Annotated in this window: 22 protein-coding genes and 2 riboswitches; of the genes, 16 read left to right on the top strand and 6 right to left on the bottom strand. The window is 49.4% G+C overall.

Features of this window, described 5'->3' with window-relative positions:
- Positions 1-189 precede the first annotated feature (189 nt).
- The 6 genes from ACIFQN_RS14800 to ACIFQN_RS14775 all read left to right on the top strand — a co-directional run bounded on the left by ACIFQN_RS14800 (position 190) and on the right by ACIFQN_RS14775 (position 9,709).
- Positions 190-2,598, top strand: coding sequence for a 3-hydroxyacyl-CoA dehydrogenase NAD-binding domain-containing protein (locus tag ACIFQN_RS14800; protein ID WP_429833799.1), 2,409 nt, complete (start codon positions 190-192; stop codon positions 2,596-2,598).
- A gap of 79 nt (positions 2,599-2,677) precedes the next feature.
- A complete protein-coding gene (locus tag ACIFQN_RS14795) occupies positions 2,678-3,856 on the top strand; it encodes an acetyl-CoA C-acetyltransferase (protein ID WP_429833798.1) in 1,179 nt (392 codons plus the stop codon).
- Positions 3,857-3,893: 37 nt separating this feature from the next.
- The gene (locus tag ACIFQN_RS14790) at positions 3,894-5,672 is read left to right on the top strand and encodes an acyl-CoA dehydrogenase family protein (RefSeq protein ID WP_429833797.1); all 1,779 of its coding nucleotides are present in this window, start codon (positions 3,894-3,896) and stop codon (positions 5,670-5,672) included.
- Positions 5,673-5,952: 280 nt separating this feature from the next.
- Complete coding sequence (locus tag ACIFQN_RS14785; protein ID WP_429833796.1) at positions 5,953-7,497, top strand: spore germination protein; 1,545 nt, start codon at positions 5,953-5,955, stop codon at positions 7,495-7,497.
- Positions 7,494-8,594: a GerAB/ArcD/ProY family transporter gene (locus ACIFQN_RS14780; RefSeq protein ID WP_429833795.1), complete on the top strand. Its 1,101-nt coding sequence runs from the start codon at positions 7,494-7,496 to the stop codon at positions 8,592-8,594. Before ACIFQN_RS14785 ends, ACIFQN_RS14780 begins: the two co-directional genes overlap by 4 nt.
- On the top strand, positions 8,591-9,709 hold the full coding sequence (locus ACIFQN_RS14775) for a Ger(x)C family spore germination protein (RefSeq protein ID WP_429833794.1): 1,119 nt from the start codon (positions 8,591-8,593) through the stop codon (positions 9,707-9,709). Before ACIFQN_RS14780 ends, ACIFQN_RS14775 begins: the two co-directional genes overlap by 4 nt.
- Before the next feature lie 61 nt (positions 9,710-9,770).
- On the opposite strand, the gene ACIFQN_RS14770 is transcribed toward ACIFQN_RS14775, so the two are convergent.
- The 4 genes from ACIFQN_RS14770 to ACIFQN_RS14755 are packed head-to-tail and all read right to left on the bottom strand — an operon-like array spanning position 9,771 to position 12,837.
- The gene (locus tag ACIFQN_RS14770; protein ID WP_429833793.1) at positions 9,771-10,283 is read right to left on the bottom strand and encodes a 1,2-dihydroxy-3-keto-5-methylthiopentene dioxygenase; all 513 of its coding nucleotides are present in this window, start codon (positions 10,281-10,283) and stop codon (positions 9,771-9,773) included.
- A 14-nt stretch (positions 10,284-10,297) separates the two neighbouring features.
- Positions 10,298-10,954: a methylthioribulose 1-phosphate dehydratase gene (locus ACIFQN_RS14765; RefSeq protein WP_429833792.1), complete on the bottom strand. Its 657-nt coding sequence runs from the start codon at positions 10,952-10,954 to the stop codon at positions 10,298-10,300.
- Positions 10,955-10,957: 3 nt separating this feature from the next.
- Positions 10,958-11,626, bottom strand: a complete 669-nt coding sequence (locus tag ACIFQN_RS14760) for a 2-hydroxy-3-keto-5-methylthiopentenyl-1-phosphate phosphatase (RefSeq protein ID WP_429833791.1) — start codon at positions 11,624-11,626, stop codon at positions 10,958-10,960.
- Positions 11,623-12,837: a 2,3-diketo-5-methylthiopentyl-1-phosphate enolase gene (locus ACIFQN_RS14755; protein ID WP_429833790.1), complete on the bottom strand. Its 1,215-nt coding sequence runs from the start codon at positions 12,835-12,837 to the stop codon at positions 11,623-11,625. The genes ACIFQN_RS14760 and ACIFQN_RS14755 overlap by 4 nt, the downstream gene beginning before the upstream one ends.
- Positions 12,838-12,990: 153 nt before the next feature.
- A riboswitch (SAM riboswitch) is annotated at positions 12,991-13,097 on the bottom strand.
- Between the two features lie 175 nt (positions 13,098-13,272).
- On the opposite strand from ACIFQN_RS14755, the gene ACIFQN_RS14750 reads away from it, so the two are divergent.
- The 10 genes from ACIFQN_RS14750 to ACIFQN_RS14705 all read left to right on the top strand — a co-directional run bounded on the left by ACIFQN_RS14750 (position 13,273) and on the right by ACIFQN_RS14705 (position 25,103).
- Positions 13,273-13,770 carry a sigma-70 family RNA polymerase sigma factor gene (locus tag ACIFQN_RS14750; protein ID WP_429833789.1) on the top strand — a complete coding sequence of 166 codons (498 nt, stop codon included), beginning with the start codon at positions 13,273-13,275 and terminating at the stop codon, positions 13,768-13,770.
- Entirely contained in the window at positions 13,760-14,953 is a 1,194-nt protein-coding gene (locus ACIFQN_RS14745; RefSeq protein WP_429833788.1) for an anti-sigma factor, read from the top strand. The genes ACIFQN_RS14750 and ACIFQN_RS14745 overlap by 11 nt, the downstream gene beginning before the upstream one ends.
- Before the next feature lie 92 nt (positions 14,954-15,045).
- Positions 15,046-15,191: riboswitch (SAM riboswitch) on the top strand.
- 149 nt (positions 15,192-15,340) lie between these two features.
- The gene (mtnK, locus tag ACIFQN_RS14740; protein ID WP_429833787.1) at positions 15,341-16,570 is read left to right on the top strand and encodes an S-methyl-5-thioribose kinase; all 1,230 of its coding nucleotides are present in this window, start codon (positions 15,341-15,343) and stop codon (positions 16,568-16,570) included.
- The gene (gene mtnA / locus ACIFQN_RS14735) at positions 16,567-17,607 is read left to right on the top strand and encodes an S-methyl-5-thioribose-1-phosphate isomerase (protein ID WP_429833786.1); all 1,041 of its coding nucleotides are present in this window, start codon (positions 16,567-16,569) and stop codon (positions 17,605-17,607) included. The genes mtnK and mtnA overlap by 4 nt, the downstream gene beginning before the upstream one ends.
- A 393-nt stretch (positions 17,608-18,000) precedes the next feature.
- Positions 18,001-18,708, top strand: coding sequence for a DUF3888 domain-containing protein (locus ACIFQN_RS14730; RefSeq protein WP_429833785.1), 708 nt, complete (start codon positions 18,001-18,003; stop codon positions 18,706-18,708).
- 311 nt (positions 18,709-19,019) lie between these two features.
- A complete protein-coding gene (locus ACIFQN_RS14725) occupies positions 19,020-19,577 on the top strand; it encodes a GNAT family N-acetyltransferase (protein ID WP_429833784.1) in 558 nt (185 codons plus the stop codon).
- Positions 19,578-19,754: 177 nt separating this feature from the next.
- Positions 19,755-21,497, top strand: coding sequence for an ABC transporter ATP-binding protein (locus ACIFQN_RS14720; protein ID WP_429833783.1), 1,743 nt, complete (start codon positions 19,755-19,757; stop codon positions 21,495-21,497).
- A 21-nt stretch (positions 21,498-21,518) separates the two neighbouring features.
- A complete protein-coding gene (locus ACIFQN_RS14715) occupies positions 21,519-23,603 on the top strand; it encodes an ABC transporter ATP-binding protein (RefSeq protein WP_429833782.1) in 2,085 nt (694 codons plus the stop codon).
- 38 nt (positions 23,604-23,641) lie between these two features.
- Positions 23,642-24,829, top strand: a complete 1,188-nt coding sequence (locus tag ACIFQN_RS14710) for an MFS transporter (protein ID WP_429833781.1) — start codon at positions 23,642-23,644, stop codon at positions 24,827-24,829.
- Positions 24,830-24,917: 88 nt separating this feature from the next.
- Entirely contained in the window at positions 24,918-25,103 is a 186-nt protein-coding gene (locus ACIFQN_RS14705) for a hypothetical protein (RefSeq protein ID WP_429833780.1), read from the top strand.
- A 48-nt stretch (positions 25,104-25,151) separates the two neighbouring features.
- On the opposite strand, the gene ACIFQN_RS14700 is transcribed toward ACIFQN_RS14705, so the two are convergent.
- Positions 25,152-26,165, bottom strand: coding sequence for a CAP-associated domain-containing protein (locus ACIFQN_RS14700; RefSeq protein WP_429833779.1), 1,014 nt, complete (start codon positions 26,163-26,165; stop codon positions 25,152-25,154).
- A 163-nt stretch (positions 26,166-26,328) separates the two neighbouring features.
- Positions 26,329-26,829, bottom strand: coding sequence for an RDD family protein (locus ACIFQN_RS14695; protein WP_429833778.1), 501 nt, complete (start codon positions 26,827-26,829; stop codon positions 26,329-26,331).
- Positions 26,830-26,850 lie beyond the last annotated feature (21 nt).

Below are 26,850 nucleotides of genomic sequence, written 5' to 3'. Positions count from 1 at the left end.
GCAGGTCATAGCCGATTGGCGAGATGTGCTTTTTTAGCCAGCCAAATGAATGAGTATTCATTCAGAGGAGACATGAGTCATGTTTTACAGGAATATCTATGGAAAAGTAGAAGTTATAGAAATAATCCGCTAGTCTGAATATTGGGTATTCGCTGTGGCGAGGTCATTTTTTCTGAGGAGGATATGTAGATGGAACGCAAAATTCGCAAAGCAGCCGTTCTGGGTTCTGGCGTGATGGGAGCAGGGATCGCAGCACACCTGGCAAACGTGGGAATTCCGACAGTATTGCTGGATATCGTGCCGCGTGAATTGACAGAAGACGAGAGCAAAAAAGGTTTGGCACTAACCGATTCTGTGGTCAGAAACCGCATCGCGCAAATGGGCAAGGATCGGCTGTTAAAGGATAAGCCGGCCCCGCTCTACGATAAAAAGAACATCGACTTGATTACCGTGGGTAACTTTGAAGATCATCTAGCCCTTTTGTCCGATGTGGATTGGATCATCGAGGTAGTAGTGGAGAACCTCGAGGTGAAAAAAAATGTGTTCGCCATGGTAGAAGCGCATCGGAAACCAGGCTCTATCATCTCTTCCAACACGTCAGGCGTTTCTATCAATGAAATGGCAGAAGGAAGATCTGAAGATTTCCAAAGGCACTTCCTAGGCACCCATTTCTTTAATCCTCCTCGCTACTTAAAGCTGCTAGAGATCATTCCCAGTAGCAGCACGGATTCAGCTGTTGTTTCATTTATGCGCCAGTTTGGTGAGCATGTCCTCGGAAAAGGAACCGTGCTGTGTAAGGATACGCCGAACTTTATCGCCAATCGCATCGGTACATATGGACTGCAGGTATCCATCCATGAGATGCTGCGCATCGGTTTGGGCGTAGATGAGGTGGACGCGTTGACTGGTCCTGTGATCGGTCGTCCGAAAAGCGCAACATTCCGCACCCTGGATGTTGTCGGACTGGATACGTACGTACACGTCGCGGGCAATGTCAGGAACAAGAGCTCTGACGAGGCGGAAAAGGCAGTCTTTGAAGTCCCTGAATTTGTTTTGCAAATGGTAGAAAAACGCATGCTTGGTCAAAAGGCAGGGCAAGGCTTTTTCAAGCAGATCAAGTCCGAAAAGGGCAAGGAAATCGTCGCGCTGGACACGAATACGCTGGAGTACCGCCCAAGCATAAAGGCCAAGTTTCCTTCTCTCGACGCTGCCAAAACAGCCAAGAACTTGCCTGAGAAGCTGAAGACATTGGTGTATGGGAAGGACAAGGGGAGCGAGTTCGTTTGGAGCGTCTTTAAAAAGGTACTGCTGTACTCGGCAGACAAAGCCTACGAGATTGCAGATGATATCGCTTCGGTCGATCAGGCGATGAAATGGGGCTTTGGCTGGGAGCTGGGACCATTCGAGACGTGGGATGCGATCGGTGTAGAGAAATCTGTAGCGCGCATGCGTGAGGAAGGCGAGATGATCCCGGCACTCGTGGAAGAGATGCTGGCGAGCGGCAAAACCTCCTTTTATGATAAAAAAGATGGGCGTACCGCTGTCTTTTCCATTGGCGGTGTGTATAAAGACATAGAAGAAAACAAGGAACGAATCCATTTGGCTGCACTCAAGGAGCAGGGCAAGCTAATTCGCAAAAATGCAGGCGCGGCCTTGATCGATTTGGGCGATGGAGTTGCTTGCCTGGAGTTTACTTCTCCGCATAATGCCTTGGGCCTGGATCTTCTGCAAATGGCGAATGTGGCTGCAGAAGAGGTGCAAAAGAACTTTTTGGGTCTGGTCATCGGCAACCAAGGCAAAAACTTTTCCGTCGGGATGAATTTGGCGATGGCATTGATGGAAGCCCAAGACGAAAACTGGCTAGAGCTGGACCTTTTGGTTACGAACTTCCACAAGGCAGGCCGTGCGCTGCGCTATATGCAGCGCCCCGTCGTTGCGGCACCGTTTGGCATGACACTCGGCGGCGGCGTAGAAGTCGTCTATTTGGCTGATCGCGTACAGGCATCTGCCGAGACATACCTCGGACTGGTGGAGGTGGGAGTAGGACTCTTGCCAGGTGGCGGAGGAACAAAGGAAATGCTGTTCCGTGCGATGGAGAATCTGCCGGACACAGGCACTGTGCCAGTTGATCCGTTCCCATTGGTAGCGAAAGCCTTCGAGACGATTGCCATGGCGAAAGTGTCGACGAGCGGCCAGGAAGCGATCAATCTGGGGTACCTGCGACCTACGGACCGGATCAGTGTCAACCCGGATCATCTTTTGTACGACGCGAAGCAGCTGGTGCTAGCCATGGATAAAGAAGGCTATACGCCGCCAGTCCCTCGCAAAATCAAGGTCATTGGGGAAACAGGCTACGCTAACCTGTGCCAAAATGTGTACGCGATGAAAAAGAGCGGGTACATCTCCGACCATGATGAGCTGATTGCGAATAAGATCGCTTATGTCATGTCCGGCGGCAATTTGCCGGCAGGTACAGAAGTGACGGAAGCATACATTTTAGAGCTGGAAAAAGAGGCGTTCCTCGAGCTGATCAAAACGCAGAAAACACAGGAACGCATGCAACACATGTTGACCAAAAACAAGCCTTTGCGCAACTAATATCCCAGGCAACCAAAAATCTGGCTTTCCAGTTAGTCAATGGACGAATGTTTCGCTAGTGAGAAGGAGGCAAAAAACGATGAGAGAAGCAGTTATCGTCGCAGGAGCCCGCACTGCAGTCGGCAGAGCAAAGCGAGGCAGCCTGAAAGACGTTCATCCTGTAGATATGGGAGCGGCTGTTGTGAAGGATTTGCTCCGACGCGTCCCGCAACTCGATCCTGCTGATATTGAAGATGTCATTATGGGAACGGCAGTGCCAGAAGCGGAGCAAGGCATGAATATGGCGAGGCTGGTCGGACTTCGAGCCGGATTGCCGAGTAATGTAGCCGGGATCACGATAAACCGTTTTTGCTCTTCAGGCTTGCAGACGATCGCGTACGCTGCCCAGCAAATCATGATCGGAAGCTCCGACGTGCTCGTGGCTGGCGGAGTAGAGAGCATGAGTCTTTTGCCGATGGCAGGACACAAGGTAGCGCTCAATCCGACTCTCGTGAAAACGATGCCGGAAGCGTATATGGGAATGGGTCATACCGCAGAAGAAGTGGCAAAGCGCTACAACGTTACACGCGAGGATCAGGATGCATTTGCATTGACCAGCCATCAGCGGGCTGTCGCGGCGATTGCTTCGGGCAAGTTTCAGGAAGAAATCGTCCCCCTGACCGTGAAGCAGCATTCCTTTGATGAGGGAGGCAATCTGCATGTCAACGAGCGTGTGTTTGACAAGGATGAAGGGGCGCGTGCGGATACGACGATGGCAGCACTCGGCAAACTCAGACCAGTCTTTCACGTCCAAGGCAGCGTGACGGCAGGAAACTCCTCGCAAACAAGTGATGGCGCGGCAGCTGTTTTGATCATGTCCGCTGAAAAGGCAGCGGAGCTCGGGGTCACGCCGATCGCCAAATTCCGTTCCTTTACGGTAGGCGGGGTTGATCCTGATGTGATGGGAATTGGCCCCATTGTGGCAGTTCCAAAAGCATTGAAGCTGGCAGGGGTCAGCATGGCGGATGTCGATTTATTCGAGCTGAACGAAGCATTTGCTTCCCAGGCAATCGCCGTCATCCGTGAGCTGGGCCTGGACCCGGAAAAGGTAAATGTCAACGGCGGAGCCATCGCGATGGGCCACCCAATGGGATGCACCGGAGCGAAATTGACCATTTCGATCTTGAATGAACTGAAAAGACGCGGTGGCAAATACGGGGTAGTGACGATGTGTGTTGGCGGAGGTATGGGAGCTGCTGGCGTTTTTGAAATGATCTAACTCGTACGTCCATTTTCGAATAAGGAGAGGGATTGCAATGGCAGATACGAAAGAATTGATCCGTGGTGGTAGTTTTTTGATTGATGCCGGTTCGGCTGATGATGTGTTTGTTCCCGAGCAGTTCAGTGATGAGCATAAGATGATCGCCAAGACAACCGAGGATTTTATCGTCAATGAAGTGCGCCCTCACCTGGAAGAGATCGAAAATCACCAATTTGACATCTCTGTTCGTCTGCTGAAGGAAGCAGGGGAGCTGGGGCTGCTCGCTGGCGATGTGCCAGAAAAATATAATGGTTTGGGTCTTGATAAGGTCAGCACGGCCCTCGTGACGGAAAAATTTTCACTCTCTCGTGGTTTTGCTCTCAGCTATGGTGCGCACGTAGGTATCGGCTCCTTGCCCATTGTATACTTTGGAACAGACGATCAAAAGCGCCGCTATCTGCCTGATCTGGCATCGGGAAAACGTTTGGCGGCCTACTGTCTGACCGAGCCAGGCTCCGGATCCGATGCGCTCGGAGCCAAAACGACTGCAACCCTTTCCGAAGATGGGACGCACTACCTCCTCAGCGGGGAGAAGCAGTGGATCACAAACGCAGGCTTCGCCGATGTGTTTATCGTTTATGCCAAAATCGATGGTGAAAAGTTCAGCGCCTTTATCGTTGAGCGCACCTTCCCTGGCGTATCGTTTGGTCCGGAAGAGAAAAAGATGGGGATCAAAGGCTCTTCTACCCGTACAGTCATTTTGCAAGACGTACAGGTGCCAATCGAAAACTTGCTGGGCGAACCAGGCAGGGGGCATGTCATTGCCTTTAACATTTTAAATGTAGGTCGCTACAAGCTGGCAGTAGGTGCGGTAGGTTCGGCAAAACGGGCACTGGAAATCGCGACTACGTATGCGAAAGAGCGCAAGCAGTTTAAGACACCTATCGCTAATTTCACACTCATAAAAAACAAGCTGGCAAACATGGCAATCAAAACGTATGCAGCCGAGAGCTCGGTTTATCGTACCGTAGGCTTGTTTGACACCGCCCTGACCAGACTGGGTGACAAAGCCGAAGAAGGAGCAGAAGTAGCAAAGGCAATTGCCGATTACGCCATCGAGTGCTCCATCAACAAAGTATTTGCCACTGAGGTGCTGGATTATTGTGTGGACGAAGGGGTACAAATCCACGGCGGATACGGCTTTATGTCTGAATACGAGATCGAAAATATGTATCGTGATTCCCGAATCAATCGCATTTTTGAAGGAACGAACGAAATCAATCGCTTGCTCATTCCTGACACGCTGGTGAAAAAAGCGATGAAAGGCGAGCTGCCACTTCTGCAAGCAGCGGCGAGCTTGCAGGAAGAGCTGATGAGCTACTATCCGCAAGAGATGGAGGATACACCTCTGGCAGCCGAGAAACACCTGATCAGCATGACACGCAAAATCATCCTCATGGTCGCAGGTTCCGCGCTGATGAAGTATCAGCAGGCTATTTCCAAAGAACAGGAGCTGCTCGCCTTTGCAGCCGATATGTTGATTGAGCTGTACGCGATGGACAGCGTCGTGAAGCGTACGGAAAAGGCAATAGCTTCGCGTGGACTGGAACAGGAACAGCAGAAGCTTGAGCTGACAACTGTCTATGTTCAGGAAGCATTTGATCGGATCGAAGGCTGGGCGAAGGAAGCACTGGCTGCAATGGAAGAAGGCGATGACCTGAGACTGCGTCTGTCGATCTTGAAAAAGCTGACGCGCCGCACACCAATCAATACAGTACAACTCAAGCGAAGCATTGCGGACCGCGTGATTGCCGCAGAAGGATACACGCTGTGACGCTAATGAAATTTCTTCTTAACAAAAGGAGCTGAGGACATTCCTCTGCTCTTTTTTTGTACAGATAGGAATTTATAAAATTCCTATCCAGTATAAGCGCAACCGCGGCTTCGCCAAAAGGATGGCGGAGCCAGGTTTTCTAATTGTCAGGCAAGAGCTTCCCACCCAACGCCTGAGATTTTGCCGATGGATGCCAGTCATTTACGCTATCGTGCATAATTTTGGTAGCAATCACCAACGCTAATGAAACAAACCAAAAAGCCGCAAGGAACGTGGTCAGATGAAGTCGAGAGGATGGCTAAAAAGAAAAAGAGCATCGGCGGCAAATAGGAGCCATTCCTACTCCGCTGCTCCTTCCCATGAAATTAGTGACCGGTTGGATGAAAATATCGCCGTGCTTCAAAATATATTCACACTTACCCCAGATTTAGTCATCCGCCACTTCGAGAGCAAATTTGTAGAGGGGCGGGTAGCCCTTGTTTATTTGACCGGACTCGTGGACAAGAACTCCATTAACAACAATGTGCTTCGTCCTATGCTGTCATCGAATGAACGAGGCAATACCAGCATTTTTGACCTTTTATCGGTAGGAGAAGTAGCCAACGTTTATGACTTTCCAGCAGTCGAACAGGCGATTCTGCAAGGAAACTGTGTACTGTTTATTGATGGTCGCAAAGAAGTTTTGTCTGTTGAGACGAATGGATGGCCGCAGCGGGCAATTGAGGATCCCCAGTTGGAAGCCTCTTTGAAGGGCGCGCATCAAGGATTTGTGGAGACTGGAATCCAAAATATCGCTTTGATTCGCCGTTATCTGCCTAATCGAGAGCTGAAGATCAGGGAATATTTAGTGGGGGAAAGAGGCATCTGCAAAGTTTCCGTCCTCTATTTCTCCGATGTCGTCAATCCAGAGGTGCTTCAGGAGTTAGAGGACCGGATCAAAATAATCAAGATAGATTCTATCCTCAATACCGGTGAGTTGGAGGAATTAATCGAGGACAACCCGTACTCTCCTTTTCCTCAGTTTATGACGACCGAAAGGCCAGATTCAGCAGCATCCCATATTTTGCAGGGCAAGATCGTAGTAATCGTGGATCGTTCTCCCAGTGTATTGGTAGGACCCGCTTCATTTGCTTCTTTTTTCCAAAATGTGGATGATTACAGTACCCGTTGGCTGGTAGCAACGTTTATCCGTATTCTTCGCTTTTTGGCATTCATGATCGCGACCTTTCTTCCAGCTATCTACATTGCTGTCATCTCGTTTAATTACGAAGTGATTCCGCTAGACTTGATTCTTTCGGTAGGAGAGTCGCGTGAGAGAGTGCCGTTTCCCCCATTATTGGAAGCCATGATGATGGAATTGACTTTGGAAATGCTGCGCGAAGCAGGGGTTCGCTTGCCTGCCCCAATTGGACAGACTGTAGGAATTGTGGGGGGAATTGTCATTGGCAACGCTGTCGTGCAGGCTGGAGTCGTCAGCAATATTATGGTGATTGTGGTGGCGTTCACAGCGATCTCTTCGTTTATCATCCCGAACTATGATATGGCATCTGCTGTCAGGCTGATTCGCTTTCTCATGATGGGCCTCGCTGCTATGTTTGGGATAGTGGGGATCGTCATCGGGTTCATGACCTTAATTGGGCATCTGATCTCGTTAGAATCATTACGTGTCCCATACGGAAGCCCGCTTGCTCCAGTAAGATTCAAAGACTGGAAAGACTTTTTAATACGCTTTCCGCTTTTTAAAATGATCAATCGACCAGTAAGCTCCAGAGCGGTTCAAGAGCGCAGGCAAGGGGACAACCGTCCAGAGGGGGATGGAAAGTGAAAAAATACGGGTACAACGAAGTAACCACCATCCAATATATCCTTTTGATTCACGGTACGCAGGTGGGGATCGGCGTTTTGACCATGCCGCGAGAGTTGGCAGAAGTAGCTGGAACGGACGGCTGGATTTCTCTCATCTTCGGCTGGATATTGGCTTTACTGGCGAGCTTGCTCATTATCAACATCATGAAGCGCTATCCTGGATACACCATTATCGACTTGCTGCCACTCTTTTTGGGCAAATGGCTGGGCAAGGCAGGCATTTTTATTGTGGCGCTGTATTGTGCATTAGCCCTTATTGTGGTTACTAGCAATACGGTTGCCATTATCAACGTATGGATATTGACTCAGACCCCTGGATACATTGTGGTCATACTGTTTGCGATACCGATCTACTATATTGTCCGTGGGGGTTTGCGCGTAATTGGAAGGTATTCGGAGCTTATTTTTTATATCACCCTTTGGATGCCGGTTGTGTTATTGACTTTATTTAAAGATACGCATTGGTTGCATTTCCTGCCTGTTTTAAAGGAGGGGATACAACCAGTTTTACAGGCAACTAGATCTACGGTATTGTCATTTTTGGGGTTTGAGCTGGCGTTTTTTCTCTACCCGTTTCTTCAAAAAAAACAATATGCTGCGCTGGGCATCGTGGTGGCAAATACATTGTCATTGCTGGTTTTCTTATCGGTCACTTTATTTTGTTTCGCCTTTTTCAGTCCCGACGAAATATCGCAGTATACGTGGCCCACTCTTAATTTGTGGAAAGTAATTGAATACAGGTTTTTGGAGCGTATAGATATCATTTTTCTAGCATTTTATTCGATCATCTTGTCGACGACCGCCATTCCGTATATGTATTTCACCGTGTTCTCCACAAGCCGATTGTTTGGCAGGCAGGATCATCGAACCCATTTGAAAATACTGACGGTGCTGATCGTGGTTGCATTTTGGCTGTATACACCCTCATTCATTGAGGTGAAAAAATGGACTGAGACATGGAGTCTAGCTGGGTTGGCTGTAGGCTACATCTTTCCGTTGCTGGCTTGGGGCCCGATTTGGTTCCTACAAAAATCGTCTGGGGGACGAAATGTGTGAACAAACTCATACATCTCATAATGGTAATTGTTATGGTCACGGTGCTGCCAGGATGTATGGATCGAATTAACTTGGAGGATGCAACGCTTGCTCTGATGACGGGAGTGGATCTGAACGAAAAAAATGAACTTCTGTTTTATATGACCAGTCCCGTTTTCAGCAAGGAAGCGAAGGAAAAGTCGGAGGAATTTGGGGTAAGAGCAGATACCCAACGTGAGGCGAGACTTGGATACGACAGACTGGTAACAGCTCTAACCGTTGCAGGGAAAATACAGGTGATTGTTCTGGGAAAGCGGCTCTTACAGCATCCAGATTGGTTCAGGCTATTAGATGTGGTTTTTCGTGATGCGCGATTTACCGTGAATGCGCGGATTATTGTTTTTGACGGGCATGTTCACAATCTCTTTCACTTCAAACCAAAGGACAAGCCTCGTCTGGCTTTGCATCTAACCAAACTGATTGATACAGCTAACTCCAGAAATCTTACCGTCAGAACAAGAGCACAGGAGCTGCACCGGCAAATGTTTGAAAAAGGGATGACCCCCTCAGTGACGGAGTTGAAAAAGGACAAGGCGGCCATGATCGTAGGGACGGCACTACTATCTAAAAACGGAACTTACAAAACGCTGATTGATGCGAAGGAAAGCATCCTCTTGCAAATGCTGCTCTATGAAAAGAGGGGGGAAATTTTGCTCACGATTCCTGTAAATTTGAAGGAAGACAGCTCCCAAAAAATTGTGAAGGACAAGGTTAGTTATCATGTGAAGGGTGTATCCAGAAAGGTGAAGACCGAATACAAAAACGGCAGGTTTCATTTTGACGTTCATCTAAAGCTGAGAATTGCCATTTCCGAGAGATTGTTTCCGTTCAACATGGAAAAGGACCATAAAAAACTGGAGAAATTGATCGAACAAGAATTGCACAAGGAATACACCCAATTAATAAAGAAATGCCAAAAGGTGAATACCGATCCGTTTGGCTTTGGGCTGTATGCGCGTGCTTATGCGTACAAAGAGTGGAAGAAGGTAGAGGATGATTGGCCAAAAGCATTTGCCAATGCCGATGTTCGTGTCATTCCTGATGTGTCTATTAAAGGAAATGGTGTAGTGAAATAAGAAAAGGAAACAATCAAAAAAGAAACCCTGGTACACCAACAAGCACCAGGGTTCTTCCTCATTAATAGATGGCTTCCCAGCCTGCTGGTGTAACAAACAGGCGGATCGCTTTGATTTTGCGGTCGTCCATCAAGGTGAAGTAATGACGGTAGTTAGGTGGTACAGAGATCAGATCGCCAGGCGATAGCTCAACGTCGAAATAACGGTCGTTTTGGCCTTTGATCGCAAAAATGCCATGGCCATCTACGCAGAAGCGGCACTCGTCATCTGTATGATGGTGCTCACCTTTGAATTTCACCAAAAGCTCATCCAAATTCGGGACTTTGTCGGACAGGACGATAATATCCGCTGTCAAGTAGCCACGGCGCTTGCTGATATCGTCGATTTCAGGTTTGAAAGCGTCCAGAATCTCTTGTTTTTCTTCTTCACTCGGGCTGTAGTTGTCGCGGTGTTTTGGGTCCAGACGATCGACTCCCCAGTTTTCATAGATGATCCCTTGGGAATTCAGAAAGGCAACTACTTCTTCTGCAGAGCTAATGTACTCGTTGTTGTCGTGAAAACGTATTTGTGCCATCGTTTCATTCCTCCTCAATTAGTAGGTGTAGTGGACACGGCAGCTTGGCGCAGTTGCAGCCAGCGGGCGTGATACTCAAACAGGAATTCAAATGCTTCCAGGTGACGCTTGGCCTCGAAGTTGTTGCCGCCCCAGGCATAAATCCCGTGATTGCGGATGAGGACACCAGGGACTTCCGGGGTGATCACTTTTTCGATTGCGGCAGCAAGAGTGGGAATATCGGCAAAGTTCTCAACAATCGGGACCGTGATACGTGCGTTTTCTTCCCAGATTCCCAGGCCCTTGATCAGCTCCTGCCCCGAAATGGAGAAGGCGCGTTGTCCAAAGTACAGTTCAGAGATGAGGTTATTCCACACCGTATGAACATGGAAGCAGGCACCTGCCTGCGGGAATTTTTTGTAGACCACGGCGTGGATCAATGTTTCCGCCGATGGTTTGAGTGAAGTCGGGTCCACCGGGCGGGAGTCTTTGTCCACAACCAGATAATCTTCTGGGGAAAGCTTTGTTTTATCCTTGCCGCTTGCTGTCACCGCGAATTGCAGCGGTTCACTCTCTATTTTAATCGAAAGATTGCCACTGGTGCCGGGGAACCAGTCCCGCCCCGCAAATGTCAGCTTGGCGTCATCGAGACGGCGAAATGCGTCCATACGTTGCTCTAGTGTTGCTGTCATGGATCAGACGACCTCCTGTTTCAATACTTGCAAAATGGCAATCACGTCGTGGAACGTGGCGAATGTTTGATGAGGCAATTGCAGCTCCTCCGATTTTTGGGCGAGGAAGGAGCGGGCGATGACGAAATCAGCAATCTTTGCTCCAGCCAAATCGGTGATGGAATCGCCAATGACAACGCGATAATGGCTAGCAGGATCGTAGCGGCGGATGATAGTTGTCTTGCACATTCCACATCCGTTCGTGCAGTGATCGTCGCAAGAGTGCGGCCATGTAATGGTGATTCGTTCACCTGAGAAATCACTGCCATTGCAGTAGATCGGCACACCGGATAGATCAAACGGGGAGAGGATGGGCTCCACGAAAAAGTCGATCCCTCCGCTCGTGATCAAAAGCTCGATGCCTTCCTTGCGGCAAAAGCTGACGAATTCGGGGAAGCCAGGACGAATCGTGGCTTCGTTCACGATATAGTCTACAATCTCTTGGCGGAGCGAGGAGGGGAGCAGTTGAAACAGTTTTCCAACGCCCTCCTGCACGCTTATTTTTTGGGAAAGGATCTGCTCAGTCAACGCTTCCCATTCTGGCGGAGCAAACTTGCGGACGATTGCAACGATGTTGTCTTTTTCGGTAATGGTTCCGTCAAAATCACAGAACAAGACTAGTTTTTTGCTCACTGTCCGCCACCCCATTTTTCCAGAGCGATGGCAAGCTCCGGTGATTCGGACGCGGCGTCCTTCAGGGTGCGTCCGGCTGTGACTGCTCGAATTGCAGCGACGAATGCTTTAGCTCCCGCCGTAGCTCCTCCTGGATGACCGTGGATGCCACCGCCTGCATTGACGATTTGATCGAGTCCGAAGTCGTCAAACAACTGTGGAACCAGTCCGGGATGGATACCAGCAGATGGAACCGGGAAAGAACGTCTTATTCCACCCAGGGGCGCCGTAAGATTTTTGGCGAGCTGCAGGGCTTCCGATTTGTCTAAGGCGACGTTGCCGTATGGAGATGGGAACAGGACCAGGTCTGCCCCGGCAATCCGCATCAGTGTACCGAGCAGAAGCGGGGTTGCGATCCCGTAATCAGGCGAAGGATAATAGGCGCCAGCTAATGCCGGGTGGGCCATGATAGGCACGTGGACATCCGGATCTTGTGCCAGTCGGTGCAGAGCATCGAAGCCAAAGGCCAGTACGTTGAACAGCAAACAATCAGCGCCAGCGTCTACTGCACGCTTTGCTTTTTCATTCAGTTCATTCACCGGGCCGGTCAGATTGGCTGCGTAAAGAACCGGTTTGCCCGTTTCGGCTTCTGTTTCCAGAGCGATTTCTTTGAATGCTTTGATCCGATCCAAAAAGGGAGCGCGGTCATCTGCAAAGAAAATTTCGTCATCTTTGACCAGATCAACACCGCCCAATGCCTGTGCCCGGAATTGGGTTTTCAGATCATCGAAGGGAAGACCGAGGCATGACTTGAAGATGCTCATCAGCAGCGGACGATTCTGTGCGCCGAGGCGATTTCGCAGCCCATCGATCCCGTATTTGGGTCCGGGAAAAGCGGCGAGAAACGAATCAGGAAAGACTACGTCAACTAGCTTTATCTTGCCGTCCATGGATAGTTTGCCGAAGATGCCCGTCAAGAGAGACGGAATGTCAGCTGTAAAATTGCGAGTGGGGTAGCTGACGGTAATCAGACCGCGTGTTTCCCCGTTCTCCAGTGTTTCCAGCGGGGTGGCACTCACAGCTTCACCCAGGTATGGCTGCAGCTCTGCTTGTTTTGCGGCAGGCAAGTCAGTCCAGGAACCGACAGTCATTCCTACGGCAATCGCTGCTGCTTTCTTATTCAGATCCTTGGCTTGTGTTAGATAGGTTACGAGGATACGTTGCTCACTCATGCCAGGGCTAATCCTCCTTTTCAATGTGTGCGAAAATGCAAAATAGCCTCCCCGTTGAGCAGGGAGGCGGTTGTCGACTATAAAAGAGTCTTCGTCTCCTCTCATCTCTCGGGTCAGTAGTCGAGACGCGCAGAAGTGATTCTCCTGTCTCGACTCTTATCCGTTGGAATTAGCACCGTTTCGCTATCTAGACAAATAGTAGAATAGCGCCGGTTGCCGGGCATCATAGGGCCAGTCCCTCAGCCAGCTCGCGATAAGAGTTATGTGGTTCACACGATTCATGTGCGATACCCTCATGATATGACGTTCTGAGACGGGAGTCAAATTGTTTTTCCGTCGGGTGTGCTCGCCTGCGCAAGGAAATTTGACGAGAGCTGAAACTTTTTTTCGCCATTCGCGTGGTAATGGATGAAAGGGTGTGGAAGTGTTGGGAAAGTGAGCTTGGAGGACGTGTACAAACTGCACGTAAACGATATCTACCGCTATCTTTTCCGGCTGACACGGGATGCGAGGCAGGCAGAAGACCTGACGCAGGAGACGTTTTTCCGCGCCTTTTTGTCTCTCGATGATTACCGCGGGGAAAAAGTCAGACCATGGCTATTCAAGGTTGCCTATCACGCTTTTGTGGATTGGCATCGCAAACAGATGAGGCGACCTTTGCAGTTGGTAGAGCATCTGGCGGAAAGAGAAGATCATCTGGTGGATGACCCTGCCGAAACAGTCGTGAACAAGGAAATGTGGGAATGGGCGAATGAGCTCCTTTTGCAGCTTCCGGAAAAGCAGAAACAGGTGATCCTGCTCGCTGCGATGCCATTTTCCTATGCAGAAATCGCGGAAATATTGGAAATAGACTTGGCTGACGTGAAGCGCTCCTTGTTTCGAGGGCGACAAAAGATGCGAAAGATGTGGAGGGATGGAGTAGATGACGAATAAGGACGATGACATTCGGGAGCAAAAGCTGCTCAGATACCTTCGTGGAGAGATGACAGACGGGGAAGAAAAGCGACTGGGGGAAGAAGTAATCAGAGATGAAGATTATGCCCAAAGGCTGGAGCGGCTTCTTTTGGGGGAAGAGCAAGGACAGGACTCTGGCAAACAAGAGCTTGCGGCACTCACGGAAGAAAAGCAGCGAGCCATCATTCGCCGGGGAAAATGGAAGATGCGTCTGTCCAATTCTGCATTCACGATGGGGCTTACGTTCATCGCCGGTGTTTTGCTTTTTGTGGTGAACGGCTGGTTCGGTTCACTCATGCATGACGATTTGTTCCGGGTCGCCAAGGACATGGTCAACTTCACACAGCCGGGTGTCACTGTAGGTAGCAGCGGCTCGCAGGTCGGTTTATTTTACGGAAAGATCACCATGGAATTGCGCGAACAGGTAGGGAGTGAGGTCAGCAATGCCGGAATTTTTGAGAGCACCAACATCTTGTGGAAAAGCAGTGCCAGTCCCCAATGGACAAACGGGGTCAGGGAGCAAAAGCTCTTTTTCCGCTACCCGACAGGGGAAAAGATGACTCTGGATGAGACGGAGCATTTGCGGACGCCTGCCTGGACGACCATGCAAAAGCTGCCGGAAGGTACGGTGTCACAGTTGGCGGTTTCCTTTGACCATTTTCTGACCTACGAAGAGTACTATCAACTCATTTCTCGCTATGTCAGCTACGACACACATGATACGGTCTGGTTCGCTGTCGATACGGGGCAGGAAGTAACAAAAAGAGATGCTGATGAAGGAAATCGTCTGCTTGGAGCAGGCGACGTCTGGGGATTTGCGGAGCGCGAGCTAAACTACGGAAATGCCCCCATTCAAGTAAATGGCGAAGGGGACCGACGTGCAGCGGCTTATCTGAACGAAATGAAGTATCTCACTGAACAGGAGCGGCTGACCAATGACATTGGATTTAGCCTTGTTTCCAGGGGCAAGCCCCACATTGACAAGCGGTACCAGTACATGCAGGAAAAAGGAGTCCGCATTTACGGTGCAGTCCTGACGGGACCGACGAAGGAGCTGCTCAAGCTGCAACAAGAAAAGTCCATTACAGCAGCCTTTCTAGGCAAAGTGGACTGGTGGAATTGGGACCGTCCCGCTGCCTCTGGGTCAATGTACAGTTGGTAACAAAAATGGATGCAGGCAACCGAAAAAGGGTGTTGACAGCAGGGAAACGTGGCTGTATGATTCAAACTAAATCATAACTGCATACGATGGATACCTTATCCAGAGAAGGTGGAGGGACTGGCCCGATGATACCCGGCAACCGACATGACGCTTTTCAGGCGCGAGCAGCGACTGAAATGACAAGCGACGTGCACGGTGCTAATTCCTGCAGAAACAAAAGTAGTCTGGAAGATAAGGGGGACAAGAGCACGTTTATTTTGTACGTGACGACAGCGACCTCTTTTCTTCGGGAAAAGAGGTCTTTTTGCATAGTGAAACCGTATGACTGGGGAAGATATCCAGTCCTCTAGAGATAGATCAAAATGACAGTGAGGGGAGAAGTCAAGCATGGCTTATCGCGCGTTGACCGAGCAGGAGGCAGTGGAGTACGTAAAGGGTTTGCCAGGTCTGTTTACCGAGGGAGCAGAGCTTACAAGCCACGAAATCGGTGATGGAAACCTCAATTTGGTGTTTGACATTCGTGAAGCAGCTACAGGAAAAAGCGTCATTGTGAAGCAGGCGCTCCCCTTTGCACGTGTGGTTGGGGAATCATGGCCGCTTACCGTAGACCGTGCGCGCATCGAGAGCGAAGCATTGCGGATTCAGCACAAATACGTGCCGGATTTGGTGCCAAAGGTATATCACTTTGATGTTGAGCTCGCTCTGACCGTTATGGAAAACGTGGGTGACCATATCATCATGCGCAAAGGCCTGACCCATGGCAATCGCTATCCGCTCTTTGCCAAGCAGATTGGCCGTTTTATGGCGCAGACCTTGTTCTACACATCTGATTTGGGGACACATCCGTACGACAAGAAAGCGCTTGTCGGAACATTCCTAAATCCCGAATTGTGCAAAATTACTGAAGATCTGGTCTTTACGGATCCATATGAAAATGCACCTACCAACGATTTCAATCCATTGATTCGCCCAGAGGTGGAAGCGATCTGGAACAACAAGCCGCTCAAGCTGGAGATCGCCAAGCTGAAATACGACTTCCTCACACGCGCTGAAGCGCTTTTGCATGGTGACCTGCATACAGGAAGTATTTTCATTACCGAAACGAGCATGAAAGTCATCGACCCTGAGTTTGCCTATTACGGTCCGATTGGTTTTGATATCGGTGCGGTTATAGCGAATCTGCTGCTCAACTATGCTGGTCAGCACGGTTTGCAAAAAGACCAAGGAGAACGGGAAGCGTATCGCGAATACTTATTGGAAACGGTCGAAGATGTTTGGAACGAATTCGTCTCCCAGTTTGTTCAGCTTTGGCACAAGCAGGCAAAAGAGCGCAGCGCTCATGTGGAAGGTCTGTGGCAGAGCTATGTGAAGCGATTAATCCAGGATACTGCCGGCTTTGCCGGATGCAAAATCCTGCGCCGTGTGATTGGGCTTGCAGGTGTGGCTGATCTGAATACCATCGCGGACGACAAAACCCGCGCAGAAGCAGAACGCTTGGCGCTGGTCATTGGTGAAGCGCTGATTCTCGGCCGCGGCAACGTAGACGAATCAACAGACATTACGGACATTGTCCGTACGGTGACCGCACGCTATTATCAGGAGGCAGCAAAGGTATGACAACGAGTACACAATTTGCGCCGGTCAAGTGGGAGAACGATTGCTTAGTCCTGCTTGACCAAACGCGACTGCCAGTAGAAACGATTTATTTGAACTTGACGACATCCGAAGAAGTGTGGGCTTCGATCCGCCATTTGCAAGTACGCGGTGCCCCAGCGATCGGGATGGCAGCAGCCTATGGACTCTATCTTGGCATTCGCGGCAGCGAGGCAGACTCTCATGAACAATTTTGGAGCGAATTGAACAAGCATGCGGATTACTTGGGTACATCCCGGCCAACTGCTGTCAATTTGTTCTGGGCCTTGGATCGGATAAAGGCTCGTGTAGAAAAAGAAACGAATCTGTCCGTAGCCGAGCTAAAGGCTGCCGTACTGGACGAAGCACTGGCGATTCAAACAGAGGACGCAGAGGTATGTCGGACAATCGGTGAGCATCTGTTGACCCTGCTGCATGATGGTATGGGTATTCTCACTCACTGCAATCCGGGTGCACTTGCAACTGCTGCTTACGGAACCGCGACTGCGCCCTTTTATTTGGCAAAGGAACGCGGCTGGAATCTGAAGGTATACGCCGACGAAACTCGCCCTGTTTTGCAAGGCGCGCGCCTCACAGCCTATGAGCTGCAGCAGGCTGGCATTGATGTGACACTGATCTGCGACAACATGGCAGCGATGGTCATGTCCCAGGGCAAAGTAGAGGCTGTTATCGTAGGAACAGACCGCGTAGCTGCTAATGGTGACGTCGCAAACAAGATCGGAACGTACGGCGTGGCGGTATTGGCCAAGGCACACGGCATTCCTTTTTATGTCGCAGCTCCGTTGTCTTCCGTCGATCTGGAAACACCAACAGGTGACGATATTCCGATTGAAGAGCGGCCAGCCGAAGAAATTACGCATGGCTTGGGCAAGCAAGTAGCGCCAGACGATATCAAAGTGTACAATCCTGCTTTTGATGTGACTCCTGCCAAATACATCACGGCTATCGTCACAGAGACAGGCATTTTTAAACCAGAAGACATTGGTAACAGCAAAAAGTAAATCAAGTTTAGGCAAACGTCCACCTTGTCGTACAGGTGGGCGTTTTTCTCGTCTTTTGGCTAGGTGGTTAATGTGGCTGTGGTGGAGGAGAGGAAAAAGGAGAAAACGCTCCAGCTTCTTGGGGCCCCTGCTAGGGGTCATCCCTGTCCAGCTCCATTCCAAAAGCGAAACCGCGTCCAAAGCAGCCGATTCAAGGTGTATTTCAGAGGTGGACGCTTACAATCGTGTTTCGCTTTTTCCACTCCGCTTCGGCGGTTCCCCAAAGAGCTTCGCTTTTTTCTCCTTTTTCCTCGGCCAGCTTTAGCTCTTCCTCCTGCCTTCTGTTGGGAGCTTCAGGAAGATTAAAGGATAAAATCACCTCCATTTGTGGAATTTAACCAATGAGGTGATACTGTGAAAAAGTTGTTATTGCTTTTGTGTTGTTTAACATTTCTTCTTGGATCTGTACCTGTGTCAACAAACGCTAAACTGCCAAACTTCAATAAGGGAATACCGACTCAGGAATATTTTGATGTGAATCTGAATGGATATGGAATAAAAGTGCTCGATGATTTTGTTCTTGAAAATATCAATAAAAATAAGATTACGCCGCTGACAAAAATCTTTTTTGAACTATTAAGACGGGAGCAGCAATGGATATTCGAGCCCAGACTTTATATAAAAGGAGACAAAGCGTATGTCCATTTCGTAAAAAAGAACGGTTTAAATGTTCTCTACTCATTAAAGAAAGTGAACGAATCTTGGGAGGTCGCTAGCGTCCAGAAAAAGACGATCAATAGAATTCCGGTTCCGAAAGACCTGCTACAACAAGCTTTTATCGAACGGATGGTAGAACCTATCAGTAAAGCAATTAGTCAATATTATGGCAGTGGGAAGTTGTGGTATAGGGGATTTGAGAAGGTCCTCAGTATCGAAAAGGACGAAACCCATTTTATTTTTTTTGTAACGGTTCAAGTAACGACATTTGAAGGTCCGCACAATCCCCCCTATGGTGAAGAAACCATTCGTTTTCGCATAAAAGGTGGCGGTGAGGTAGAACAGATCGGCTATGAACATAGGGATATTACCAAAGAAGAATTATCAAAAATACAAGTAAGGTGAATCAAGTTGCAAATGTTATATTTTGCGTAATTCCCAAAAAGCTTCGTGGAAAGCTCCCAAGAGAAGGCCGATGGAGCTGGGTAGGGATGACCCCCAAGCTAGTGACCCAAGAATCTGGAGCGTTTTCTCCTTTTTCCTCCTCTCCACTCCAGCCCGACCAAACACGCAGCCAAAGATGCGGGCGCAATATCCCGCACTTTCTTAGGAGCTTCTTGCCAAACCATCTGCCTTTGCACCATAATCAGCGTAAACCGTTATTTATCTGGAATTTTCCAGCTGGAGACCACGTAGAGAACAGAGGAGGGCTTGGGATGCGACAGATTTACATGACAGATGAATCGTTTCTCAAACAGTTAGAACCTGCGGATGCTGCCGAGATGTTTTGGCTGACAGATACCAACCGGGCTTATTTGCGAGAGTGGCTGCCGTGGCTGGATTTCACCAAACGGGTAGAGGATACGGCCAACTTTATCCAGATGACGATAAATCAGCATAATAATAATCAGGGAACGCACTACGGCATTTGGTATCGAGGACGCCTGGCCGGAACACTGGGTGTTCACAATCTGGATTGGATCAATAAAAAGACCTCGATAGGCTACTGGCTCGGCGCAGGGTTCCAGGGGAAGGGCTTAATGACGGATGCGGTAGCTACCTATATAGATCGACTCATTTTTGGTTCATGGGGATTGCAAAAGGTAACCATTCAGGCTGCAATAGAAAATAACAAGAGCAGATCGATTCCAGAACGCTTGGGTTTTCAACTGGAAGGGGTATTGCGGCGCAATGAATTTCTGTATGACCATTTTGTCGATCACGCGGTGTACAGCTTGCTTCGTGAAGAGTGGCATGATTTAAAAAATGGATAAAAGGTAGATTGACAAGGAAAATTCAGTAAATTACGATGGAGAAGGTACGAAAAGGGGCTGCGCGATTCGCACGCCCTTTTTTGAGTGAATCAGAAGAACGCGGTCGTTCCTTTGCGAGTAAGCCTCGATAGAGGTTTTTTTATCGAAGCAGTATGTATTTGAAAAGAGGTGACTGGCATGCAGACACTTAGACAATTATCCTGGTTTTTTCGCGCCCATTGGAAGCGATACGTAGTTGGTATCTCTTTTTTGTTTTTCATTGATGTTCTCATGCTATGGCCTCCACGCCTGATAGGGGAGACGGTCGATTCGATTCGCAACAGCTCGCTGACTGCGTCTGCCTTGACACAGACGATGGTGATATTATTGACCCTTGGCGTGCTTTTGTACGTGATGCGTTTCATCTGGAGGTACTTGCTGAACGGTGGAGCACTCATACTGGAGCGCACTTTGCGTGAGCGGTTATTTGCCCATTTGACCCGGATGTCACCGTCATTTTATCATCGCAAACGTAGCGGCGATCTGATGGCTGTCGCCACCAACGACATTCCCGCGATTGAACAGACGGCCAGTACGGGAGTGTTGACGCTCGTTGACTCCTTGTTTATGACGTTGTTGACCTTGGGTGTGATGGTGACAGTCATCGATTGGAAGCTGACTCTGGCTGCTCTGATCCCGATGCCTTTTTTGGCGTGGTCGACAGCATATTACGGAAAGCTTTTGCATGATCGATTTTATTTGGCTCAAGAAGCATTTGGCGAGATGAACGACCACGTCCAACAATCTGTGTCGGGTGTGCGTGTATTGCGTGCTTTTGTGCAGGAACAGGCCGATGTGGAGGCATATCGGCGAGTCAGCGAGAAAACGTTGGAAAGAAATGTGAGTGTATCGCGGATCGACGCCTTATTTGAGCCGACTATTGGGATCATCATCGGCTTTAGTTTTTTGATTGGTCTTGGGTATGGAACCTATCTGGTTTTCAACAGCTCCATCTCATTGGGCGATTTGGTTGCCTTTAATTTGTACCTCGGGCTGTTAATCTGGCCGATGTTCGCATTTGGCTGGCTTGTGAATGTGCTGCAGCGTGGCGGTGCCTCACACAAGCGGTATTCAGAACTATTAGTGGAACAGCCGAATGTAGCGGAGCCCGAACATCCGATTACGTGCGTGACAAGAAATACGGTGGAAGCGCGGCACTTTTCATTTTGCTACCCGGGAACGGAAAAGCCGGCGCTCTCAGATATATCATTCACGCTGGGAGAAGGAGAGACGCTTGGGATTGTTGGACGTACCGGTAGCGGGAAGTCGACCCTTTGTCGTTCCCTTTTGCATCAGTATCGGATGAATGAAGAGTCCCTTTTTGTTGGGGGAGTAGCGATTGAACAGCTTTCCTTTGATGCCTTGCGTGAAAAAATCGGGTACGTTCCTCAGGAGCATCTGCTCTTCTCACGAACGATTGCCCAGAACGTCGCGTTTGGCCGTCCTGATGCCTCTTCCGAAGAAGTGCTGCGTGCACTGGAGCTGGCAGAAATGGGACGTGATCTGGAGCAGTTCCGCGAAGGTCTGCAGACGATGGTTGGGGAAAAGGGAGTCACGCTCTCAGGAGGGCAAAAGCAGCGGATTTCCATTGCCCGGGCTCTGCTGATCAATGCGGACATTCTGATATTGGACGATTCGCTTTCTGCGGTGGATGCCCGCACAGAGGAAAGCATCCTCCGTCACTTAAGACAGGAGCGCGCAAACAAAACAACGATAATTACGGCACATCGCCTGTCTGCAGTGCAGCACGCCCAATTGATTCTGGTATTGGATGAAGGCAGGATCGTAGAGCGGGGAACACATGACGAGCTGATGACGAGAAACGGCTGGTACGCACAGCAGTATCGCCGTCAGCAGATGGAGCAGGATGTCACCGGTTAGTGAAAGGAGGGAGAGCGCTTCATGGGCGAGCAAAATGTATGGGGACGGCTAATGGATTTCGCCAGGCCGTTTCAAAAGCAAGTAATGGGGGCGCTGCTCCTGTTATTGCTTGGGACCAGTGCTGAATTGGCAGGACCTTTTTTAGCCAAAGTGATGATTGATAATCATATCCTCGGCATTCAGAAGCCCTGGTATGAGTTTGATGAAAGACCGCAGGCACCTGCAAATGTGGGTGTTTCCCTCAACGAAAAGTATTATATTCGGGAAGATTTATTGGACGAAGCGGGCTTTGCTCCAGAAGGTCTCCGAGCGAACCAGGTGACGGTCCTTGCGGAAGGCACGGCGTATTATCTGGTTTCTGGCAACGTGAGCCAGAATAAAGAAAAGCAGATTGTGCAGGTCGCACCTGAAAATGGACGGGAGCGGGTAGAAGTAATCGTAGGCGAGGGTACGGCTGATGCTGCAACCAGTTTTACCGGCATCAGGCTGTCGGCCGAGGAAGTAAAGGCGATGTACCAAAGCGATGTGCTGCCGATTGTGTGGCTGTCTGTGGGGTATGCGGTGCTCATCCTGTTGTCGGCAGGATTCAATTATATTCAGATTTTATGGTTGCAGACGATTGCCCAGCGCATTATCCAGCAAATGCGGATGAAGCTGTTTATCCATTTGCAAAAGCTTCCTGTTTCTTTCTTTGACAAGACACCGGTGGGTTCACTCGTTTCGAGAGTGAGCAATGATACGGAGGCCATTCGCGAGCTGTACGTGAGTGTGCTTGGTACCTTTGTGCAGAATGGGCTTTATTTAATCGGTATTTTGATTGCCTTGTATATTTTGCAGCCAGAGCTGGCCCTGTTCTGTTGCTTAACGGTGCCTCTGCTTGTCTTGCTGGTGTTCTTTTATCAAAAATACAGCTCTCGCTACTATGCGAGTATTCGTGCACGTCTTAGCGATATGAATGCTACGATCAACGAAATGATTCAGAACATGTCAATCGTACAGGCGTTTCGTCGCGAGAAGGGCGTGCAAAACGAATTTGCCCAGGTGAATGAAGCCTACTTCAAGGTCCGCCTGAAAGAAATCAACCTGGAATCGTTTTTGCTCAGACCGGCGGTAGATCTGATCTGGAAAATTTCCTTGACCCTGATCATTTGGTATTTCGGTTCTACCTCGTTTCACAGCGCAATCTCCTTTGGTGCGTTGTTTGCCTTCGTCGATTACATGGGGCGGTTTTTCGAGCCGATCAACATGATTATGACTCGTTTGTCGCAGTTGGCGCAGGCTACGACCTCGGCCAAACGCGTCTTTGAAATCCTGGACACCGCGCCAGAAGTAGAGGCCCATGGAAAACAGATCGAGCGGCCGCGTGGGGAAGTGGTCTTTGACCAAGTATCCTTTGCGTATAACGCCGAGGAGTTCGTATTAAAAAACGTCTCCTTCACAGCGAAGCCTGGTCAGACGATAGCGCTGGTCGGTCATACCGGTTCAGGGAAAAGCTCGCTGATGAACCTGCTGCTCGGTTTTTATCAGGTAAACAAAGGACGAATTTTGATTGATGGGCAAGACATGATAACGATCAATACGCAGGTACTGCGTGAGCACGTTGGATTGGTACTGCAGGACCCGTTTTTGTTTACCGGAAGCATTGGCTTTAATATTCGGATGTACAATGAGTCAATAACAGATGAAAAAGTCAGAGCGGCGGCCGAAGCAGTGCGTGCGGATGAATTCATCAGACAATTGCCAGGAGGCTATGACGAGCCGGTGGTCGAACGCGGCATGACCTTGTCGGCAGGACAGCGTCAATTGATCTCGTTTGCACGTGCGCTGGCTGCAGACCCTGCTATTCTCATTTTGGACGAAGCGACTGCCAGCATCGATAGCGAGACAGAGCTGGCCATCCAGGAGGCACTGCATGTGCTGTCCAGAGGAAGGACGACATTCATCATTGCCCACCGCTTGTCTACGATTCAGCACGCGGATCAGATTCTCGTTTTATCCCGCGGGGAGATATCGGAGCGGGGTACACACGAAGAGCTGATGGAACAAGATGGTCTGTATCGAAAAATGTACCAGTTACAGCAAGGGAGTGCATTGGAAGTAACATAGAACATAGATAGAGGATGATAGGAGAGGAGTCAGGCACCATGTCTTCAACACGATACACCTTTTGGGTGCTGATTTTAGTGGTTGCAATAGCAGGACTTAGCCAGGGGTTGAGCATTCCATTACTGGCGGTCTTATTAGAGAAGCAAGGCGTATCATCCGTGATGAATGGGCTGAATGCGGCTGCCCTCTACATTGGGATGGTGCTGATTTCTCCCTGGTTGGAGATACCGCTGAGACGAATTGGCTACCGTTCCACGATTTTCATCGGGATGCTGCTTTTGACGATAGCTACAGCACTGATTCCGCTTTTTAGCCATTTGGTTGTCTGGTTTGTTTTGCGGATGCTGATGGGGATTGGCGACTCCGGACTGCACTACTCCAGCCAGATGTGGGTGACCAAAATCGCTTCGCCGCAAACACGTGGGCGAGATCTTTCCATGTACGGATTGGCCTACGGAGTCGGTTTTAGTGTTGGGCCCCTGGGCTTGAATCTGTTGCCTTTTGGGATTTGGGTACCGTTTGGAATGCTGCTCGTACTGTATGCGGTTGCGTTTGCGCTTTTGGCGCGAATGAAGAACGAGTTTCCTGAACAGATCAAACAGACAGAGAAAAAACAAAATAAATACGCGACTGTTTTGCGGGTAGGTTGGCTCGCGCTGATCCCTTCCTTCTTGTACGGATTTATGGAAACGTCCTTGAACGGCAGTTTCCCGGTATATGCACTGCGCACAGGCTTGTCTATTGAATGGGTATCGGTCATATTGCCATCATTTGTGGTGGGAAGTGTCATCCTGCAAATGCCTCTTGGTTCATGGAGTGACCGGATCGGACGTAAACAAGTCATGCTGGTCTGCGCTGTAGTCGGCGGGATAGCCTTCTTCTTGTTCCCTCTAGCTGGGGAAAATGTCTATATCATGATGGTGCTGCTTGCTATCGCGGGTGCAGCGGTTGGTTCCTTTTATTCGCTCGGGCTTGCCTATTCGGCGGACTTATTGCCTGGGTCCATGGTGCCTACAGCAGGGATCATCGCTGGTATCAATTTTGGTGTCGCAAGTATTTTGGCTCCAAACGTGAATGGCGTGCTGATGGAGATATGGGAGCCCTGGACGATATTCTGGTTGATGGGAGCGCTGTTGATCGTTTTTGCAGCCACGTGTCTGTTTTATCGTCAAGCCAAGTCTGATAAAGATCGTTACCCGATGCAATTGCAAAAGCAAGGCAATTGAGCGACAGGAATAGCATCTTCCTCGAAAAAAGAAGGTGCTATTTTTTTTTGTGAAAAAAGCATAAACGGGCGCACGGGGGGGAAGCGTAATGATAGTAAGTAGAATAGTTAGTGGAGGGGTTGTCCCCATGCTTACTCCGTGCATTTATAAGCGTGGAATCATCTGGATCTTATTTTTCGTGCTTAGTCTGGTGATCATCCCGTTTTTTTCAGAAGATGGTCCGACTCCTGGGGCTCCCAAGGCACCACAAGTAAAGGTGCAGAAAACGCAATAAAAAGACACGCCTGGCATACAAATGGGCGTGTCTTTTGTGTATTCCCTTTTACCTGGTCACAAAGTTTTGCGTGTAGTAGGGACGGCCTTCCTTGAACACTACTCCCACACCGAGCTGCTTGAATTTGTCGTTGAGCAGATTTTGCCGGTGACCGGCGGAGTTCATCCAGCCGATATGAACTTCAATCCCGTCCAGCTGGCCATAAGCAATGTTTTCTCCAGCGTAACCAAACAGGATTCCTGCATGCTGCAAGCGATTGAAGGGCGAACCTGTAGTGGGCGAGGTATGGTTAAAATAATTGTTTTGGGCCATGTCGTTGCTGTGAGACCTTGCTACAGTCGCGACCTTCTCATCCCAGGAGAGAATCGGCAGCTTGGCACGAGTTCGGGCTACATTTAGCAAATCGAAGCTTTCTTTCTCATAAGCGAGTGCTGCTTGTTTGATCTGTGCATCAGTCAATTGCGGCTGGGCAGGCAGGCGTGTGTATGTGATGGGATACATCAGCCCCATTGCAATCGTGGCAAAATGCTCCGGTGTCGAAATGCGTACGCCTGCAACCTTATTTCCTCCCAACTGATCAATCGAAAAAGTAACTGTCTGATTGTTCAGCATGTATGTAGGATGACTCATCGTATTGTTGCTAATGTTGAGTGTGGGCGTAATGGCGAGGGTGCTTTTTGGTGCGCCCCATGCATTTTGCAGGGCAGTCGTGGTTGTTCCGATGGTGACACCTTTTAGATTTAGCTTGGCACCATTAGTAAACAGCGTGACCACTTTGGCATTTTGAATACCGACTTGTATGTAATTATTGAGATCTTTGTTATAAATCCACCATTCTACTCCCGTGTGGCTGGGATCTTTGCGAACGGGCTTGCCCAATATTTGTTCCACTTGGGCCGTGCTCATTCCTAAGTGAATTCCATAAACGGAAATAGCACTCGTCGCGGCTTGCTGTGAAGTCGAAGCGGGTGATGTAGTTACTGCAAAGGCCGGTGAAAGTTGACCGAATAAAGCCAGAGAAAGGCTTGCGGCGAGGATGCTGGTTACTCTTTTTTTAAGCATAATTCTACCTCCTCGGGTTGTTTTCGCCATTCCCAAAATTGTATCGACATGGTTTGGATTCAACAATAGGGATAAGGCAGGAAATGCAGCCCCCTCAGCTAACGAGAGAACTGCATCTGCCTGGATACACACGAGAAAACAGGTCTTTAGTAGTGGTTTTGGCTCATGTTCGGCGCTCCCAGACAACATAGGTTTTGGCGATTAGATCGTGCCAGCCTTGCTTTTTATGATTCCACCCGACCCACATGTAGCCTAGTCCGAATGGAAGGGAAGCGAGCATTTTTCCGATGACTTCACGCAAAATGACTTGTCCCGCGCTCAAATTGGCGCGTGCTTGGCGGGCGCTGATCACGCGGATTCCCGTAATGACCTTTCCTAGTGTTTGCCCCTTCACCCAAGTGAGCAAAACCATATAAAGCAAATCAAATAAGACTTCGATGAGATCAATCAGCGAAAACACGTAGTCGGAAACACCAAGTGCACGACGTAACGGATTGAAAATAAGTAGACTGATCCCAATCAAAAAAAGGGAATCAAGAAGCGTTGCACAGACCCGAATCCAAAACCCGGCAAACTGATAGTGCGGTAGGGTATCGGCAGGATACGAGTTTTCTGGAAGGACGTGCCCTCGGGTGTCGTGCGGATCAAAGGGTCTCTCATTCATGACATGTGCCCCCTTTTTCTT

This window comes from Brevibacillus sp. NRS-1366 (assembly GCF_050467985.1).
This window is presented reverse-complemented; position numbering and strand designations above follow the sequence as displayed.

Excerpts from the sequence above, each read along its gene's own strand:
- ACIFQN_RS14800 (WP_429833799.1), top strand. The coding sequence starts at position 190 with ATGGAACGCAAAATTCGCAAAGCAGCCGTTCTGGGTTCTGGCGTGATG.
- ACIFQN_RS14795 (WP_429833798.1), top strand. The coding sequence starts at position 2,678 with ATGAGAGAAGCAGTTATCGTCGCAGGAGCCCGCACTGCAGTCGGCAGA.
- ACIFQN_RS14790 (WP_429833797.1), top strand. The coding sequence starts at position 3,894 with ATGGCAGATACGAAAGAATTGATCCGTGGTGGTAGTTTTTTGATTGAT.
- ACIFQN_RS14785 (WP_429833796.1), top strand. The coding sequence starts at position 5,953 with ATGAAGTCGAGAGGATGGCTAAAAAGAAAAAGAGCATCGGCGGCAAAT.
- ACIFQN_RS14770 (WP_429833793.1), bottom strand. The coding sequence starts at position 10,283 with ATGGCACAAATACGTTTTCACGACAACAACGAGTACATTAGCTCTGCA.
- ACIFQN_RS14765 (WP_429833792.1), bottom strand. The coding sequence starts at position 10,954 with ATGACAGCAACACTAGAGCAACGTATGGACGCATTTCGCCGTCTCGAT.
- ACIFQN_RS14755 (WP_429833790.1), bottom strand. The coding sequence starts at position 12,837 with ATGAGTGAGCAACGTATCCTCGTAACCTATCTAACACAAGCCAAGGAT.
- ACIFQN_RS14745 (WP_429833788.1), top strand. The coding sequence starts at position 13,760 with ATGACGAATAAGGACGATGACATTCGGGAGCAAAAGCTGCTCAGATAC.
- mtnK (WP_429833787.1), top strand. The coding sequence starts at position 15,341 with ATGGCTTATCGCGCGTTGACCGAGCAGGAGGCAGTGGAGTACGTAAAG.
- mtnA (WP_429833786.1), top strand. The coding sequence starts at position 16,567 with ATGACAACGAGTACACAATTTGCGCCGGTCAAGTGGGAGAACGATTGC.
- ACIFQN_RS14725 (WP_429833784.1), top strand. The coding sequence starts at position 19,020 with ATGCGACAGATTTACATGACAGATGAATCGTTTCTCAAACAGTTAGAA.
- ACIFQN_RS14720 (WP_429833783.1), top strand. The coding sequence starts at position 19,755 with ATGCAGACACTTAGACAATTATCCTGGTTTTTTCGCGCCCATTGGAAG.
- ACIFQN_RS14715 (WP_429833782.1), top strand. The coding sequence starts at position 21,519 with ATGGGCGAGCAAAATGTATGGGGACGGCTAATGGATTTCGCCAGGCCG.
- ACIFQN_RS14710 (WP_429833781.1), top strand. The coding sequence starts at position 23,642 with ATGTCTTCAACACGATACACCTTTTGGGTGCTGATTTTAGTGGTTGCA.
- ACIFQN_RS14705 (WP_429833780.1), top strand. The coding sequence starts at position 24,918 with ATGATAGTAAGTAGAATAGTTAGTGGAGGGGTTGTCCCCATGCTTACT.
- ACIFQN_RS14700 (WP_429833779.1), bottom strand. The coding sequence starts at position 26,165 with ATGCTTAAAAAAAGAGTAACCAGCATCCTCGCCGCAAGCCTTTCTCTG.
- ACIFQN_RS14695 (WP_429833778.1), bottom strand. The coding sequence starts at position 26,829 with ATGAATGAGAGACCCTTTGATCCGCACGACACCCGAGGGCACGTCCTT.